Below are 16,578 nucleotides of genomic sequence, written 5' to 3'. Positions count from 1 at the left end.
GTGGAACACAACGCCATCATAGGCGCCTTCGCGTGCCAGTTCCTTGATGCGCTCGACATGGCCGGGGGCGAGGTCAGGATAGAGTTCAATGACAACATTGCCCTTGGTCGTTTCGAGCAAAATCGTGTTTTCTGGATCTTTGTAAGCCATATCAGGCATCTCCTGTTTTATGTGTGTTATTTTGCCGGACCGACAGTGACCTTGATCATCTTGTCCGGGCTATCGACAGCGCCGTTCTGCGCTTCATTGCCTTTTTTGATCTTGTCGACGTTTTCCATGCCGTTCGTCACCTTGCCGACAACCGTATACTGGCCGTTGAGGAACGAACCATTGTCGAACATGATAAAGAACTGCGAATTGGCCGAATTGGGGTTGGATGACCGTGCCATGCCAACAGTGCCGCGCACGAAGGGCTCCTTCGAGAATTCCGCAGGCAGGTCAGGACGCTTCGAACCACCGGTTCCAGCCGCCGCCTGATTGTAGCCCTTCTCGGTATTGCCATACTGCACATCGCCAGTCTGGGCCATGAAACCCGGAATGACCCGGTGGAACACGACACTGTTATAGGCACCTTCCTTGGCGAGTGCCTTGATCTGCTCGACATGCTTGGGTGCAAGGTCAGGGCGCAGTTCGATCTTTACATCGCCGTCCTTCAACTTGATCACCATTGTATTCTGGTCATCGGCCCAGCTTGGGCTCAGCGATGCGAAAGACAGGGAAGAAACGGCCGCCACAAGAAGCGCAGTGCGAAATACGGACATGAAAGTCTCCAAAGGATCGGGTTAAAAAGAGAGCCCTATTTGAATTTGGCCCTGAGCGCCTCGGCGACAAGAGCAGGAGCAAAGTGCCTGATATCACCGCCCATGGCCGCAATCTGGCGGACCAATGTGGCAGTAATGGTGCGAACCGAAGGATCGGCCGGAAGGAATACAGTTTGCAGTTCCGGCGCCATCTGGCCGTTCATGCCAGCCATCTGCATTTCATAATCAAGATCGGTACCGTCACGCAGGCCCCGCACCAATAGTGAAGCACCATGTTTACGGGCTGCGTCAATCACCAATCCGTCAAAAGAAATCACTTCGAGCCGCTGACTATCCTTGCCGAAAACATCCGCCGCAACGCGGTTGATGAGGTCCATACGCTCGGCAAAGGAAAACAACGGCGCCTTGCCCGGATGAATGCCGATGGCCACGAAAACCTTGTCGGCAAGGCGCAACGAGCCCTTCAGGACATCCATATGGCCATTGGTGATCGGGTCAAATGATCCGGCGTAAATTGCGATTGTCATACCGTCTCCTAACCGTTTTGCCCGCAGCTTTCAATGGCCGCAAACATTGCCCTTTCATTCTTAAATGAACGGAAGATGAACGAGGCAATCAGCAAGCATTCAGTTGCCGTTAACTATAAAGAACTCTGAAAATGAAACCTTTTGGCTCTTAGGGCGTTGTTAACCATAAGAAAGCTGAAGATTGAAGGGACCAGAAATGTTTATTCTTCTTAGCGTTGGCATGATGATCGCGATGATGGTTTCCGCCGTCGTCATGATGATCGAAGAAAACAAAAAGCGGGAAGCCAAAGTAAAGACATCCCGCTTCGGTATTTATCCTATGAACGGTCGCATCGACCGCCAGCGGTTCTAACTTTCGTCAGAACCGCTCTCTGGGGCTGATGTATCTGCCTCACCGTCGATAGGCGCAACTGCTTCCAGTTCTTCGTCTTCGCTGTCGGTTTCTGAAATCCGCTCGACCGAAACAACCTTCTCACCATCTGCAGTATTGAAGATCGTCACGCCCTTCGTGGAGCGACCCGCGAGGCGAATACCGTTGACCGGCACACGGATCAGCTGACCACGATCAGAAACAAGCAGTATCTGATCCGAAGCTTCGACCGGGAACAGCGATACCAGCTTGCCGATTTCATCAGTCTTCGACGTATCCGTTGCGCGGATGCCCTTGCCGCCACGCCCTGAAACGCGGAACTCGTAGGACGAAGAGCGCTTGCCATAGCCAAATTCGCTGACGGTCAGAACCGTTTGTTCGCGATCACGCAGCTCGGCGTAACGTTCCGGACCGAGATCCGTCACATCCGTAGCCTCTTCGCCGACCAATGCGATTTCCTCGACATCATCTGCGCCCTGTGCACGCCGCTCTGCAGCGGCCTGCTTCAGATAAGCTGTCCGTTCGGCAGGCGTCGCTTCGACATGACCAAGAATAGCCATCGAAATGATCGTATCGCCGGGCGCCAATGTGATGCCACGCACGCCGATGGAATTGCGGCCAGCAAAGACGCGCACATCGGTAACCGGGAAGCGGATACACTGGCCCCCGGCTGCTGTCAGAAGCACATCGTCAAATTCATCGCATGTATCGACGCCGAGGATTTCATCGCCCTCTTCTTCGAGCTTCATGGCGATCTTGCCATTGCGATTGACCTGAACGAAATCAGAAAGCTTGTTCCGGCGCACGGTGCCGCGCGTCGTTGCAAACATCACATCGAGATTTGCCCAGCTTGCCTCATCCTCGGGCAATGGCATGATCGTGGTGATGCGTTCGCCCTGTTCGAGCGGTAGCATGTTGATCAGCGCCTTGCCGCGTGATTGCGGTGTGCCAATCGGCAGACGCCAGACCTTTTCCTTATAAACAATACCGCGCGAGGAGAAGAACAGCATCGGCGTGTGGGTATTGGCCACAAACAACCTTGTGACGAAATCCTCGTCCTTCATGGTCACGCCCGAACGGCCCTTGCCGCCACGACGCTGTGCGCGATAGGTCGTCAGTGGAACGCGCTTGATATAACCCGCATGGCTGACAGTCACGACCATATCTTCGCGGGCGATCAGGTCTTCATCGTCCATATCAGCACCGCCATCGGTCAATTCCGTGCGGCGTGGTGTGCCGAATTCGTCGCGAATAGCGGCAAGTTCGTCCTTGACGATGGTCATGATGCGCAGGCGCGACGCCAGAATTTCGAGATAATCCTTGATCTCGACGCCGATCTTATTGAGCTCGTCGGCGATTTCATCGCGTCCAAGCGCCGTCAGACGCTGCAGACGCAGGTCAAGAATGGCGCGAGCCTGCTCTTCCGACAGATTGTAGGTATTGTCATCATTGAGCGTGTGCCGCGGATCAGCAATCAGCGTGATCAGCGGAGCCACATCATTGGCTGGCCAGCGACGCTCCATCAACTGGTCACGCGCCGTCGCTGGGTCCGGAGCCCGACGGATCAGCGCAATGATTTCGTCAATATTGGCAACGGCAATCGCCAGACCAACCAAGACATGCGCGCGGTCACGCGCCTTGCGCAGCAGGAACTTTGTGCGGCGACTGACCACTTCCTCACGGAAGGCAACAAACGCGCGCAAAATATCCATCAGGTTCAGAAGGCCGGGCTTGCCGCCATTGAGTGCCACCATATTGGCACCAAATGACGATTGCAGCGGCGTGAAGCGATAAAGCTGATTGATGATAACGTCAGCAACCGCATCACGCTTCAGTTCCACGACAACGCGGTAACCGTCACGATCAGACTCATCGCGAATGTCCGAAATGCCCTCAATACGCTTTTCGCGCACGAGATCGGCCATCTTTTCGATCATCGTCGCCTTGTTAACCTGATAAGGCACCTCGGTGATGATAATGGCTTCGCGGTCGCCGCGCATGCTCTCGACAGCAACCTTGCCGCGCATCAGGATCGAACCACGACCGGTACTATAGGCCGAATGGATACCCGAACGGCCAAGAACGATACCGCCTGTCGGGAAATCCGGTCCGGGAATGATTTCCATCAGTTCCGGCAGGTCAATCGCCGGATTGTCGATCAGGGCAATACAGCCATTGATGACTTCAGCAAGATTGTGCGGAGGAATGTTGGTGGCCATACCAACGGCGATACCGCCGGAGCCATTGACCAGAAGGTTCGGAAAGCGCGCAGGAAGAACCACCGGCTCCTGCTCACGGCCATCGTAATTGTCCTGAAAATCGACGGTTTCCTTGTCAATATCTTCAAGGAGTGACTCCGTAACCTTCTCAAGACGGCACTCGGTGTAACGCATCGCGGCGGGAGAATCGCCATCGATGGAACCAAAATTGCCCTGCCCATCAACAAGCGGATCGCGCAGCGACCAGTCCTGCGCCATGCGAACCAGCGCATCATAGATCGAAGCATCGCCATGCGGGTGGAATTTACCCATGACTTCACCGACGACACCGGCAGACTTACGATAGGACCTGTTCCAGGACAGACCCATTTCGTTCATCGCATGCAGGATACGCCGATGCACCGGCTTCAAACCGTCACGCACGTCAGGCAATGCACGGCTGACAATCACGCTCATGGCATAGGAGAGATAGGAGCTTTGCATCTCCTCGATAATGGAAATCGGCTCGATACCGAAATTTCCGCCTGGTTTATCGTCTTCTGGGCCGGATGGTGGGGTTAGTTCAGACACGAGGCACTCATCTTTCGTATAGAATCAATCTTCATCTTATAGCGGCTTTTGAACGCAAAAGCCAACCAACGGCACCGCAATGCACAGTTGAAAACCCTTTGTTTTCAATAGGATACAACAGTTCATTTCAATCAGTGAAAAACTTGGTTGCAAAATCTCAACTTTATCGACGCTTCACCGCGAATCCGGTACTGTTCATCAGCTTCAATCAGAGAAGAAAAGCAAAATCGTGGCGCTTTATGACACCCTGCTCAATGCGCTCGTCACCTTGATGGTGACGATCGATCCACCGGGACTGGCGCCGCTCTTTCTGGCGTTGACACGGGGCATGAATCGCAAGGAGCGTGGTCAGGTCGCCTTGCGCGCCAGCATCACTGCTTTCATCGTCCTGACGATTTTCGCTGTCGCCGGTGCGCAGATATTGGCGCTGTTTGGCATCACCATCGGTGCCTTCCGTATTGCTGGTGGCCTGCTCCTGTTCTGGATCGCGTTCGAAATGATCTTTGAGAAGCGACAGGAGCGTCACGAGAAGAGCGCCACGATTGCCATCACCAAGGATCATATCCGCAATATCGCTGCTTTTCCGCTGGCCATTCCGCTGATTGCCGGTCCCGGCGCTATCTCGGCAACAATCCTGCTTGCCGGCACCTTGTCCGAGCCGGTATCGCGCCTTGCGCTGATTGGTATCATTCTGATCTGTATCGCTGCGTCCTACCTCGTATTTTTCCTTGCTGAGCGCGTTGACCGGTTTTTGGGTGAAACTGGCCGTTCGATCCTCACACGCCTTCTGGGCGTCATCCTTGCGGCGTTGGCGGTGCAATTCGTGGCGGATGGTATCAAGACCTTCATCACCACCTGATTATTTGAGATGATCTTCCTCTGCCGCATCCTTCTGCGTGATCAGTCGCGCGCTGCGCGCACCACTGACTGAAATCCACAGCCAACTCATGGCAACGGCAAGACGATTGCGCACGCCGATCAGAAAGTAGATGTGCGCCAGTCCCCATAACCACCAGGCGACATACCCCTTAAGCTTGATAAAGCCGAAATCCGTAACTGCCGCGCGCTTGCCGATCGTTGCAAGATCACCCGCATGGCGATAGCGGAAGGGCCTTGGCGTATTATCGCCAGCCAATCTTGCCTTGATGGTCTTTGCGACATGAATGCCCTGCTGTTTGGCCGCAGGCGCAATACCGGGAACCATGCCCTTGTCGCCATTCTTGACGGTCGCCGTATCGCCGATGACAAAAATATCCGGATGACCGGGTGCCGTCAGATCATCATTGACCACAACACGCCCTGCCCGGTCTGCCGATACGTCGAGCCATTTTGCCGCCGGAGACGCCTGAACGCCCGCAGCCCAGATGATGGTCGCAGCACCCACAAATTTACCGGCATATTCCACGCCATCGGCAGTACATTTCATCACCGGATTGCCCAGATGCACCTGCACGCCAAGCTTTTCCAGCGCCCGCTGCGCATAGGCAGACAGATCAGGCGCGAAAGCGCCGAGCACCCGGTCTCCGCCTTCGATCAGGATCACCTTTGCCGTGGCAGGATCGATGACCCTGAACTCACCTTTCAGCGTATCGCGGGCAAGATCAGCAATCGTTCCGGCGACTTCAACGCCTGTCGGTCCCGCGCCGATGATCACGAATGTCAGCAAAGCCTCGCGGCGCTTCGGATCAGGCTCGCGTTCAGCCTTTTCAAAGGCGGTCAGAATACGTCTGCGGATCGTGGTGGCATCTTCAAGCGTCTTGAGACCGGGGGCAAATGGTTCCCAATCATCATGGCCGAAATAGGCATGGCGCGCGCCTGTTGCCAGCACCAGCGTGTCGTAGGGAATAACCTCGCCATCCGCTGTTGAAATGGTCCGCGCATTTGTATCAACACTTTTAACAGTGCCAAGCAATGTCTTGATATTGCTGTATTTACGCAGGAGATGCCGGATAGGCCAAGCAATTTCCGATGTGGCCAGTGTCGATGTCGCAACCTGATAAAGCAAAGGCTGGAAAAGGTGGTGGTTGCGCTGATCGACAACAGTGACGTCGACATCCGCATTGCGCAAGGAATTGGCCGCTTCCAGTCCCCCGAATCCCGCCCCGACAATGACCACCCGGCGCGGGGTGTTCGAGGGCTTCGCAGTATCTGTCATATCAGGCTCCTTGAGCAAAAGCCTCCCTGTTCCTTTAGAGCATCTAACACGCCGAGCGAAAAGGTCAAAACGGCTGGCTTACCGCCGTCAGTGCAGCCCAGCGGCCCGGTGTGATGCCAAAAGCTTTCTTGAACTGCCGGTTGAGATGACTTTGATCGGAAAAACCCGTTTCCGCTGCAATTTCCGCCAGCGGCACACCAATTTTCATCAAATCCTTTGCCCGCTGAAGGCGGCGCATCAACAGGAACCGGTGCGGACTGGTGGCATAGAGCGTCCGAAAGTGCCGCGATAACGCGTAACGATCAAGACCGCTGACCGTTTCCAGCTCCTGTGAACGCACCACGCGCAAGGCATTGTCAGCCAGATAGTCACGTGCCATCCCCGCCTGCCTCACTGCTGGGTTGCCCATCGGCTTCAGTGGCTGCCCGGCATGCCGGGACAATCCCTGCGCCAACTGCGCGACGATATCATCAGCCAGCAGCTCATCCATTTCCTCGTCCAGATTGTTGAAAGCCATTGAAATGGCCTGAACAAGCGGCGCATCGGCAAAGACCGGATCGCTGATAAAAGGCAATGACCCTCGATTGCCGCCAAGTGCCTCTATTGCCAGCGCGGGTTCGAGATAGATAATCCGGTAACGCAGGCCATCATCCGTGCCAGCACCGCCATCATGCACTTCATCGGGGTGCAAAACCAGAATATTGCCGGGAAGGCTTTGCCGCTTTTCACCCCGATATTGAAAGGTCTGCACGCCATGCAGCGTCACGCCAATGGCATAGGTATCATGCCGGTGCGGCTCAAACGCATCGCCGGTAAAGCGCGCTTCCATACGTTCAAGGCCCGGATTGGACGGCGCCGACAGAATCGCATCGCGCACCGGACGTTCGCACAAACGTCCAAGACCGCGCAGCGCTTCCTCTCTTAGATTTTCCGGCATCCGCATTCCCGACCCATGACTGGAGACCTAGATTTGGTGTTTGATACGAAAATTGCAATTGTTGTGCGCGATGATTTAGCGACGTGGCAGAAACTCAACGTGTCCTCATTCCTGACCGGTGGCCTTGTTGCGCAAACCTCTGGTTTGATCGGTGAGCCCTATATAGATCGTGCTGGCAATCATTATCACGCTCTGCCCATCCAGCCCATTATCATACTGACGGCAGATCAGGTCACCCTGTCGGCAATCCATCGCCGCTCACTGGAGCGCGAGGTCAAATCCTGTCTCTACGTCGAGGAAATGTTTGCAACCGGCTATGACCAGCTCAATCGGGCGACATTTGCCCGGTTTGCGCCTGATGATGCCAAAGTTGTCGGCATTGCGCTGCGGGCGGAAAAGAAGATTGTCGACAAGATCACCAAGGGTGCAAAAATGCATCCATGAGCCTACCAACCTGATACGAGCGCAAACACAACGAGATAACGCACCGTCTTGGCAATCGCGACCAGCAGGACAAAACTCCATATTGGTTCGCGCAAGACGCCCGCAATCACTGTCAGCGGATCGCCAATGATCGGCACCCAGCTCAAAAGCAGCGTCCACTTGCCATAGCGCTGATACCAGCGCGTGGCACGGTCCAGTTGCGCCTCGCTTGCCGGGAACCATTTTCTGTTGCGAAACTGTTCAATCCCACACCCAAGCAGCCAGTTGACCATGGAACCAAGCACATTGCCCACGCTTGCAACGGCAATCAAAGCGGATGCCGGATAGGAATGGCTAAGAAGTAACCCCGCAAGCAGCGCTTCCGATTGCATGGGTAAAATGGTTGCGGCCGCAAAAGCGGCCGCGAACAATCCGGCATAAACACCAAAATCAAGCATGATCAGGCAATAACCGGCAACTGATTACAAAACTGGATCAGAACGGAATCTCGTCATCGAGATCACGCGAGAAATTACCGCCTGCATTGTTGCCGCCGCCGCTATTGCTTGATGAGGACGCGCTGGAACGGCCGAAATCGGAACCATAATCGCCATTATCGGAAACCTGGCCACGGCTCGAATTATCAAAAGAACGCCCGCCGCCGGAACCGGCACCCTCACCGCGTGAATCGAGCATCTGCAATTCGCCGCGGAATTTCTGCAGAACGATTTCCGTCGTGTAGCGCTCATTGCCGGTCTGGTCCTGCCACTTGCGGGTCTGCAAGGAGCCTTCAATATAGACCTTCATGCCTTTTTTCAGATACTGCTCGGCAACCTTGGTCAGATTATCGTTGAAAATAACGATATTATGCCATTCGGTTTTTTCCTTGCGTTCGCCGCTGTTCTTGTCGCGCCAGCTTTCTGACGTGGCAAGGCTGAAACTGACAACAGGATCACCTGAACCCATTTTCCGAACTTCCGGGTCCTTGCCCAGATTGCCTACCAAAATCACCTTGTTGACACTGCCGGCCATAAAAATACTCCACAAAATTAGCTTTTCGATTTTGCGCCATCATACAGAAGCCGCGCACCCGGCGGGTAACTGTCTGGCTATATCCACAAAATACTGCTCAAATTCCGCATCCAACTGCCGTGAAACGCATGGCTGGATGAACTGGCAACTGACATTCTCCTGACAAATCTGTCAGGAGCCTTGCCCTCGTGCCGTTTCACCGGTGCAACTTTCCTGCGCTTGTCTGGTTTATCAGACGCGGAACCAACAGGTTTTGCGCTGATTTCACCTTGCCTGCAATATTTGTTCTTTTTTTGTTCTATCACTTGCTCTATGGATGTCAACATGGCTATGGTGATTCCAACTCAGGTACAGCCTCGTAATTTGCAGGAAACTTTCTAAATAAGGGAAAGACTCCGGCCAGCGAGCCAGTTCCTCCCCCCATAACGGCGTGACAGTCATGAGCGATCAGAAATTTATATCCATTCGTGGTGCCCGCGAACACAATTTGAAGAATGTCGACCTCGACCTGCCGCGCGACAAGCTTATTGTCATGACGGGCCTGTCCGGTTCGGGCAAATCGTCCCTCGCATTTGATACGATCTATGCGGAAGGCCAACGGCGTTATGTCGAGAGTCTGTCGGCCTATGCCCGGCAGTTTCTGGAGATGATGCAAAAGCCCGATGTCGATCAGATTGACGGACTTTCGCCGGCCATTTCCATTGAACAGAAGACGACGAGCCGTAATCCGCGCTCCACCGTTGGCACTGTCACGGAAATCTACGATTATCTGCGTCTGCTCTATGCGCGTGTCGGCATTCCCTATTCACCCGCAACGGGCCTGCCAATTGAAAGCCAGACCGTCAGCCAGATGGTTGACCGCGTTCTGGCGCAGGATGAGGGCACGCGGCTGTTTATTCTCGCGCCAATTGTCCGCGGTCGCAAAGGCGAATACCGCAAGGAATTGGCCGATCTGCAGAAGCGCGGCTTCCAGCGCGTAAAAGTTGACGGCATATTCTACGAAATTGCCGATGTTCCGGCGCTGGACAAGAAATACAAGCATGACATTGATGTGGTGGTCGACCGCGTTGTCGTGCGTTCGGATATTTCGGCTCGTCTGGCCGACAGTCTCGAAACAGCGCTGAAGCTTGCCGATGGCATTGCTCTGGCGGAATTTGCCGACAAGCCGCTTCCATCTGATGAAACATCTGGTGAATCCGCCAATAAATCCAAGAACGAGACACATGAGCGTCTGATGTTCTCGGAAAAGTTTGCCTGTCCGGTTTCGGGTTTCACCATTGCCGAAATTGAGCCGCGCCTGTTCTCGTTCAACAATCCGTTTGGTGCATGTCCGACCTGCGATGGCCTTGGCACCCAGAAGGCAATTGATCCCAGTCTGATCGTCCCGGATGGAAGCCTTACTTTAAAGGGTGGCGCTATTGCACCTTGGTCGAAGTCGAGCTCTCCCTATTACAACCAGACATTGGAAGCATTGGGCGGCAGCTACGGCTTCAAACTCGCTGACCGCTGGCGCGATATCAATGAAGAGGCACAGAACGCCATCCTTTACGGCACCGGCAGCCGCGAAGTTCATTTCTCCTATGATGACGGCCTGCGTTCCTACAAGACAACAAAGCCTTTCGAAGGCGTCATTCCCAATCTGGAACGGCGCTGGAAGGAAACAGATTCGGCTTGGTCGCGTGAAGAGATTGAGCGCTTCATGTCCGGCACACCCTGCCCGGCCTGCGGCGGTTATCGCCTGAAACCGGAAGCGCTGGCCGTCAAGATCGGCGGGTTGCACATTGGTCAGATTACCGAAAAGTCGATCCGCCATGCCGACGCCTGGTTCAGCGATATCGATAAAAGCTTCAACGACAAGCAGACGGAAATTGCTGCGCGTATCCTCAAGGAAATTCGCGAGCGTTTGCGTTTCCTCAATGATGTAGGCCTCGATTATCTGGCACTGTCGCGCAACTCCGGCACGCTATCCGGGGGTGAGAGCCAGCGCATTCGTCTGGCATCGCAGATCGGTTCCGGCCTCACTGGCGTGCTGTATGTTCTCGACGAACCATCCATCGGTCTGCATCAGCGCGATAATGAGCAGCTTTTGAAGACGCTGCGCCATTTGCGCGATCTCGGCAATACGGTCATCGTCGTCGAACATGACGAAGATGCGATCCTGACCGCCGATTATGTGGTTGATATTGGTCCAGCTGCCGGTATTCACGGCGGCGAGATCATCGCGGCGGGCACGCCTGCCGATATTATGGCAAGCCCGAAATCACTGACAGGCAAGTATCTGTCCGGTGCGATTGAGGTGGCCGTACCTGCGGAGCGGCGCAAGCTGAACAAAAAGCGCATCAAGATCGTCGGCGCGCGCGGCAATAATCTGAAAAACGTTTCCGCGGAAATTCCGCTTGGCACCTTTACCGCTGTAACGGGTGTGTCCGGTGGTGGCAAGTCGACATTCCTGATCGAGACCCTGTTCAAATCAGCCTCGCGTCGCATTATGGGTTCGCGCGAACAACCGGCGGAACATGACCGGATTGATGGTCTGGAATTCCTCGACAAGGTCATCGATATCGACCAGTCGCCGATTGGCCGCACACCGCGCTCCAATCCTGCAACCTATACGGGTGCGTTCACGCCGATCCGTGACTGGTTTGCCGGTCTGCCGGAAGCCAAGGCACGCGGCTATCAGCCGGGGCGCTTCTCGTTCAACGTCAAGGGCGGGCGCTGTGAGGCCTGTCAGGGCGACGGCGTGATCAAGATCGAGATGCACTTTCTGCCCGATGTCTATGTCACCTGTGATGTCTGCCACGGCAAACGGTATAACCGCGAAACATTGGAAGTGCTGTTTAAAGGCAAATCCATTGCCGATGTGCTCGATATGACTGTTGAGGAAGGCGCCGAGTTCTTTGCCGCTGTTCCCGCCGTGCGTGACAAGTTGCAGACACTGGCAAAGGTGGGGCTTGGCTATATTCACGTCGGCCAGCAGGCCAATACCCTGTCGGGTGGTGAGGCACAGCGCATCAAGCTTGCCAAGGAACTGTCGCGCAAGGCAACGGGGCGCACGCTCTACATCCTTGACGAGCCGACAACCGGCTTGCATTTCCATGATGTAGCAAAACTTCTTGAAGTGCTGCATGAGCTTGTGGACCAAGGCAATACGGTCGTGGTTATCGAGCACAATCTGGAAGTCATCAAGACAGCCGACTGGGTCATTGATCTTGGACCGGAAGGTGGTGATGGCGGCGGTGAGATTGTTGCGGTCGGACGACCCGAAGAGATTGTGGATGAGCCCCGCTCCTACACGGGCAAATTCTTGAAGGAATTGCTGCAACGACGTCCCGGTAACAGGGCGCAGGCTGCGGCGGAATAGCTGACAAACCCGCCGGAGACGGCGGGTTTTGTTTATGGGCTGGAACAAAGACGGATTGACGGGAGGCAACCATCATGACCACAAGCGGGACAATCAGAACAGGGATTGGCGGCTGGATTTTCGAGCCATGGCGCGGCACCTTCTATCCCAAGGGACTATCGAAGACCAAAGAGCWTGAATATGCCGGTCAGCATTTGAGCACTATCGAGATCAACAGCACCTATTACGGCACGCAAAAGCCGGAAACCTTTGCCAAATGGGCAAGTTCGGTTCCCAACGGGTTCATTTTCTCGGTCAAGGGCAATCGTTTTGTCACCAACCGCCGCGTGCTGGCGGAAGCCGGCGAATCCATGGAACGTTTCATTAAATCCGGCATTGCCGAACTCGCCGACCGATTAGGCCCACTGCTCTGGCAATTTGCACCCACCAAAAAATTCGATGCCGAGGATTTTGGCGCATTTCTTGATCTTCTGCCTGAGAAGGAAGGTGGTATTCCACTGCGCCATACGGTCGAGGTACGCCACCCCTCCTTTATCGATCCCGATTTCATTGCGCTTTTGCGCAAAAAGAATGTCGCTGTTGTCTATGCCCATCATTTCGATTATCCTGAAATTGCCGATGTGACGGCGGATTTCGTCTATGCGCGCTTGCAGAAGGGCGATGATGCGGTGGAAACCGCCTACCCCGCTGAGGAGCTTGATCAGTGGGCAGAACGGGCCAAACTCTGGGCTAAAGGTGATGCACCGGATGATCTACCGCTGGCAGGGCCAGCGAGCAAACCCGAGAAAAAGCCCAGAGATGTTTTTGTCTACTTCATTCATGAAGGCAAAGTGCGCGCTCCGCAGGCAGCACAGGCACTCAAGGACCGGCTCTGACCCAGACACCTCCACTTAACAAACAAAACAGCCTTAATAGTAGGCAAAGTGATTATTTTTTAATCACGATGAGTGTGGGGCATTTCTTTTTTTGCCGGGACAATGGCAGGGAGTTCGAAAAACTCCCTGCGTCAGCATGGGTAAAATCACATTCCTCGAATTAATTCACTTTAGGGGTCGACTTGGCATGCTTCCTGCTTTTTGTTGGGCAAGCGGGCAAGAGGTCCGCCTGCCATACATAGGGAGTTTATTCTCTGATGAAGAAAATTGAAGCCATCATCAAACCATTCAAGCTGGATGAGGTGAAAGAGGCACTGCAGGAAGTGGGGCTTCAGGGCATTACCGTGACTGAAGCCAAGGGCTTCGGACGTCAGAAAGGTCATACGGAGCTGTATCGCGGCGCTGAATATGTCGTCGATTTTCTGCCAAAGGTGAAAGTCGAGATCGTTCTGGGCGACGAGTCCGTCGAAGCTGCCATCGAGGCGATCCGCAAGGCCGCTCAAACAGGTCGTATTGGCGACGGCAAGATATTCGTTTCCAATATCGAAGAAGTCGTGCGTATCCGTACCGGCGAGTCCGGTATCGACGCAATCTGACCTGCTATCCCATTTTGCCGGCGCTGTACCCGCCAGCCCATCCGCTATCATCGTCGCTGAACAAGGAAAACTGACATGACGACCGCAAAAGACATTCTCAAACAGATCAAGGACAATGATGTAAAGTTCCTTGACCTTCGCTTTACTGATCCGAAGGGCAAGCTGCAGCATGTGACGATGGACGTTGCCGAAGTTGACGAAGACATGTTCGCCGATGGCGTCATGTTCGACGGCTCCTCCATTGCCGGCTGGAAAGCCATCAATGAATCCGACATGGTTCTCATGCCTGACACTGACACGGTTCATATGGACCCGTTCTTTGCGCAGTCGACCATGGTCATTCTCTGCGACATTCTCGATCCGGTCTCCGGCGAAGCCTATAACCGCGATCCGCGCGGCACTGCCAAAAAGGCCGAAGCCTATATGAAGGCTGAAGGCATCGGCGACACCATTTTCGTTGGTCCAGAAGCTGAATTCTTTGTCTTTGACGACGTCAAGTACAAGGCTGATCCTTACAACACAGGCTTCAAGCTCGATTCAACAGAATTGCCGTCCAACGACGACACCGATTATGAGACCGGCAACCTCGGTCACCGTCCGCGCGTCAAGGGTGGCTATTTCCCGGTTCCTCCTATCGATTCCTGCCAGGACATGCGTTCGGAAATGCTCACGGTTCTTACCGAAATGGGCGTTCGCGTTGAAAAGCATCACCATGAAGTGGCGGCTGCACAGCACGAACTGGGCATCAAATTCGACGCCCTCACCCGCAACGCTGACAAAATGCTGATCTACAAGTACGTCGTGCATCAGGTTGCCAACGCCTATGGCAAGACCGCAACCTTCATGCCAAAGCCGATTTTCGGCGACAATGGTTCGGGCATGCATGTGCACATGTCGATCTGGAAGGAAGGCAAGCCAACCTTCGCTGGTAATGAATATGCCGGTTTGTCTGAAAACTGCCTGTTCTTCATCGGTGGCATCATCAAGCATGCCAAGGCAATCAACGCCTTCACCAACCCGTCGACCAACTCCTACAAGCGTCTGGTCCCCGGTTACGAAGCTCCGGTTCTGCTGGCTTACTCCGCACGCAACCGTTCGGCCTCCTGCCGTATCCCGTTCGGCTCGTCGCCGAAGTCGAAGCGCGTTGAAATCCGCTTCCCTGATCCGACAGCCAACCCATATCTCGGCTTTGCCGCGATGCTGATGGCCGGTCTCGACGGCATCAAGAACAAGATCCACCCCGGCCAGCCAATGGATAAGGACCTTTATGATCTTCCTGCAAAGGAACTCAAGAAGATCCCGACCGTCTGCGGCTCGCTGCGTGAAGCTCTCCAGAGCCTCGACAAGGATCGCGGCTTCCTCAAGGCCGGTGGCGTGTTCGATGACGACCAGATCGACAGCTTCATTGACCTGAAGATGGCAGAAGTGATGCGTTATGAAATGACCCCGCATCCGGTCGAATACGACATGTACTACTCGGTCTAATCAGACCTGTTTGGTATCAAGGAAAACCCCGGGCATGCCCGGGGTTTTTTGCTTTTGATCGCAGCGAGACTTGGAATATCGGGGAACAATGTTATATTGTTCTTGGAGTGAGAGGCGAGCTTTCGCCCACCTCTCGTGTCCTAGATTGTGAATCGAACCCGGAACACGACTTGCCAGCCTGTCCGGGTTCTTTTCACTTCCAGGGTGATGGTCAGTGGTTTACGCCACATCACGTCACCTCCAAGTTCAAAGGCAAGGCCATTGCCATGGTCGGGAGGCCTATCTTCCCGACGCACTGCTGGCTCAGTGCATCCTGCTTTACCCTTGAAACACTGTCACAGATTTAATGCGGCACGAATTCGCAGCACGCAATAAACGTGGAGTTGAATCAATAAGATAAAGTAGGTTACTGATAATTTTGATGGAAATTCTGGCGTGGAGCTTAGGAAGCAGCGACCGCTTCAAGCATTTTGACGGCAGCATTCATCTCGCGCTCGCGGATGGCACGGCGGGCCGCAGCTTCGGCGTCCTCGCCCCACTGTTCGATAGTCCAATCTTCATCCACATGCGCTAACTTCCACGCATTGTCGCCGGAAATCTCATCCTTCGCGACGGCAAGAGCCAGAATGGCCGAGCCGGTCAGGGTCGTGATTGTATGCAAAGCGGCGATGGCAAAAGCATCCTTGAACTGGCCAAGATGTACACCAAAGGCGGCAAGCGCTTCACGCGGCTGCTCCGCATGCATGACACCTTCTGCGAGGATGAACCGCGCACCGAGTTCCGATGCCGCCCAATCAATAATCGGGTCCCAGAGCTCGGTTTGGCGCGCAACCAGCCGCTCCGGTGAACCGGCACGGTAACAGAGCATATCCGAGGAGGCGAAACGCAACACATCCTCCAACACTGCCTGCGGATCATTGACGATGCCGTCAATGGCCGTATTGGCCAGCCGCGTTGCCGGCATTTTAGCCGGATCAATCTCTTTTTCCTGCGCAGCAAACTCATCAGCAATCAGCTGGGCCGCGTCGCGGGTCGGCAATACAAGATTTTGCCGGGCGGGTGTTTTGACGGCTCGACCATCCAGTTCAACGGCAAACAGCCCATCCTGCTCAGCCACGGCTGCAAGTTTATAAAACCGCTTGGGCAAAGGCAGCTTGGACGTTATCTGCGCCCGGCGCACCGGATCTGGATCGGAAAGGCCATCCTGAGTGTCCAGATTGAAAACGTCGTTACGCATGATCAAAGTCCGTCTGTTTTGGTCTCAGTG

16 protein-coding genes are annotated in these 16,578 nt (G+C 54.6%); 7 read left to right on the top strand and 9 right to left on the bottom strand.

Going from position 1 to position 16,578, the window contains the following annotated elements:
- From AB4Y96_RS23855 to coaD, 3 genes are all read right to left on the bottom strand, one after another.
- On the bottom strand, positions 1-150 hold a 150-nt coding region (locus tag AB4Y96_RS23855), incomplete at its 3' end, for a peptidylprolyl isomerase (RefSeq protein ID WP_441920351.1).
- A 26-nt stretch (positions 151-176) separates the two neighbouring features.
- Complete coding sequence (locus AB4Y96_RS23850) at positions 177-761, bottom strand: peptidylprolyl isomerase (protein WP_441920349.1); 585 nt, start codon at positions 759-761, stop codon at positions 177-179.
- Between the two features lie 35 nt (positions 762-796).
- Entirely contained in the window at positions 797-1,288 is a 492-nt protein-coding gene (coaD, locus tag AB4Y96_RS23845; protein ID WP_441920347.1) for a pantetheine-phosphate adenylyltransferase, read from the bottom strand.
- A gap of 196 nt (positions 1,289-1,484) precedes the next feature.
- Between coaD and AB4Y96_RS23840 the strand changes: the two genes are divergently transcribed.
- Positions 1,485-1,640: a hypothetical protein gene (locus AB4Y96_RS23840; RefSeq protein WP_175540493.1), complete on the top strand. Its 156-nt coding sequence runs from the start codon at positions 1,485-1,487 to the stop codon at positions 1,638-1,640.
- On the opposite strand, the gene gyrA is transcribed toward AB4Y96_RS23840, so the two are convergent.
- On the bottom strand, positions 1,637-4,447 hold the full coding sequence (gyrA, locus tag AB4Y96_RS23835) for a DNA gyrase subunit A (protein WP_441920345.1): 2,811 nt from the start codon (positions 4,445-4,447) through the stop codon (positions 1,637-1,639). The genes AB4Y96_RS23840 and gyrA overlap by 4 nt on opposite strands.
- Positions 4,448-4,676: 229 nt before the next feature.
- On the opposite strand from gyrA, the gene AB4Y96_RS23830 reads away from it, so the two are divergent.
- A complete protein-coding gene (locus tag AB4Y96_RS23830; protein WP_091876942.1) occupies positions 4,677-5,306 on the top strand; it encodes a MarC family protein in 630 nt (209 codons plus the stop codon).
- Here the strand turns inward: AB4Y96_RS23830 and AB4Y96_RS23825 are convergent, their stop codons facing one another.
- Positions 5,307-6,602 (bottom strand): NAD(P)/FAD-dependent oxidoreductase, encoded by a 1,296-nt coding sequence (locus AB4Y96_RS23825; protein WP_091878359.1) that lies wholly within the window; start codon positions 6,600-6,602, stop codon positions 5,307-5,309.
- A 64-nt stretch (positions 6,603-6,666) separates the two neighbouring features.
- Positions 6,667-7,539, bottom strand: coding sequence for an AraC family transcriptional regulator (locus tag AB4Y96_RS23820; RefSeq protein ID WP_441920344.1), 873 nt, complete (start codon positions 7,537-7,539; stop codon positions 6,667-6,669).
- 36 nt (positions 7,540-7,575) lie between these two features.
- Between AB4Y96_RS23820 and AB4Y96_RS23815 the strand changes: the two genes are divergently transcribed.
- A complete protein-coding gene (locus AB4Y96_RS23815) occupies positions 7,576-7,983 on the top strand; it encodes a DUF2000 family protein (protein ID WP_441920343.1) in 408 nt (135 codons plus the stop codon).
- A 2-nt stretch (positions 7,984-7,985) separates the two neighbouring features.
- Here the strand turns inward: AB4Y96_RS23815 and AB4Y96_RS23810 are convergent, their stop codons facing one another.
- Positions 7,986-8,420, bottom strand: a complete 435-nt coding sequence (locus AB4Y96_RS23810; RefSeq protein ID WP_441920341.1) for a YqaA family protein — start codon at positions 8,418-8,420, stop codon at positions 7,986-7,988.
- Between the two features lie 37 nt (positions 8,421-8,457).
- On the bottom strand, positions 8,458-8,994 hold the full coding sequence (ssb, locus tag AB4Y96_RS23805) for a single-stranded DNA-binding protein (RefSeq protein ID WP_091876948.1): 537 nt from the start codon (positions 8,992-8,994) through the stop codon (positions 8,458-8,460).
- 439 nt (positions 8,995-9,433) lie between these two features.
- On the opposite strand from ssb, the gene uvrA reads away from it, so the two are divergent.
- The 4 genes from uvrA to glnA all read left to right on the top strand — a co-directional run bounded on the left by uvrA (position 9,434) and on the right by glnA (position 15,311).
- Positions 9,434-12,355, top strand: a complete 2,922-nt coding sequence (gene uvrA / locus AB4Y96_RS23800; protein ID WP_441920339.1) for an excinuclease ABC subunit UvrA — start codon at positions 9,434-9,436, stop codon at positions 12,353-12,355.
- A 74-nt stretch (positions 12,356-12,429) separates the two neighbouring features.
- Positions 12,430-13,230: a DUF72 domain-containing protein gene (locus AB4Y96_RS23795; RefSeq protein ID WP_441920338.1), complete on the top strand. Its 801-nt coding sequence runs from the start codon at positions 12,430-12,432 to the stop codon at positions 13,228-13,230.
- 257 nt (positions 13,231-13,487) lie between these two features.
- A complete protein-coding gene (locus tag AB4Y96_RS23790) occupies positions 13,488-13,826 on the top strand; it encodes a P-II family nitrogen regulator (RefSeq protein ID WP_008123000.1) in 339 nt (112 codons plus the stop codon).
- A gap of 75 nt (positions 13,827-13,901) precedes the next feature.
- Complete coding sequence (gene glnA / locus AB4Y96_RS23785) at positions 13,902-15,311, top strand: type I glutamate--ammonia ligase (RefSeq protein WP_091876959.1); 1,410 nt, start codon at positions 13,902-13,904, stop codon at positions 15,309-15,311.
- A 442-nt stretch (positions 15,312-15,753) separates the two neighbouring features.
- On the opposite strand, the gene AB4Y96_RS23780 is transcribed toward glnA, so the two are convergent.
- On the bottom strand, positions 15,754-16,548 hold the full coding sequence (locus AB4Y96_RS23780; RefSeq protein WP_441920335.1) for an ATP12 family chaperone protein: 795 nt from the start codon (positions 16,546-16,548) through the stop codon (positions 15,754-15,756).
- Positions 16,549-16,578: the final 30 nt, after the last annotated feature.

The sequence above is a fragment of the Phyllobacterium sp. TAF24 genome, assembly GCF_052113785.1.
Classification (GTDB): domain Bacteria; phylum Pseudomonadota; class Alphaproteobacteria; order Rhizobiales; family Rhizobiaceae; genus Phyllobacterium.
The sequence above is the reverse complement of the archived record's forward strand: the minus strand, read 5'-3'. Positions and strand labels throughout refer to the sequence as shown.

Coding starts and splice junctions, on each gene's coding strand:
- AB4Y96_RS23820 (WP_441920344.1), bottom strand. CDS start 7,539: ATGCCGGAAAATCTAAGAGAGGAAGCGCTGCGCGGTCTTGGACGTTTG.
- coaD (WP_441920347.1), bottom strand. CDS start 1,288: ATGACAATCGCAATTTACGCCGGATCATTTGACCCGATCACCAATGGC.
- AB4Y96_RS23850 (WP_441920349.1), bottom strand. CDS start 761: ATGTCCGTATTTCGCACTGCGCTTCTTGTGGCGGCCGTTTCTTCCCTG.
- glnA (WP_091876959.1), top strand. CDS start 13,902: ATGACGACCGCAAAAGACATTCTCAAACAGATCAAGGACAATGATGTA.
- AB4Y96_RS23810 (WP_441920341.1), bottom strand. CDS start 8,420: ATGCTTGATTTTGGTGTTTATGCCGGATTGTTCGCGGCCGCTTTTGCG.
- AB4Y96_RS23840 (WP_175540493.1), top strand. CDS start 1,485: ATGTTTATTCTTCTTAGCGTTGGCATGATGATCGCGATGATGGTTTCC.
- ssb (WP_091876948.1), bottom strand. CDS start 8,994: ATGGCCGGCAGTGTCAACAAGGTGATTTTGGTAGGCAATCTGGGCAAG.
- AB4Y96_RS23825 (WP_091878359.1), bottom strand. CDS start 6,602: ATGACAGATACTGCGAAGCCCTCGAACACCCCGCGCCGGGTGGTCATT.
- uvrA (WP_441920339.1), top strand. CDS start 9,434: ATGAGCGATCAGAAATTTATATCCATTCGTGGTGCCCGCGAACACAAT.
- AB4Y96_RS23790 (WP_008123000.1), top strand. CDS start 13,488: ATGAAGAAAATTGAAGCCATCATCAAACCATTCAAGCTGGATGAGGTG.
- AB4Y96_RS23780 (WP_441920335.1), bottom strand. CDS start 16,548: ATGCGTAACGACGTTTTCAATCTGGACACTCAGGATGGCCTTTCCGAT.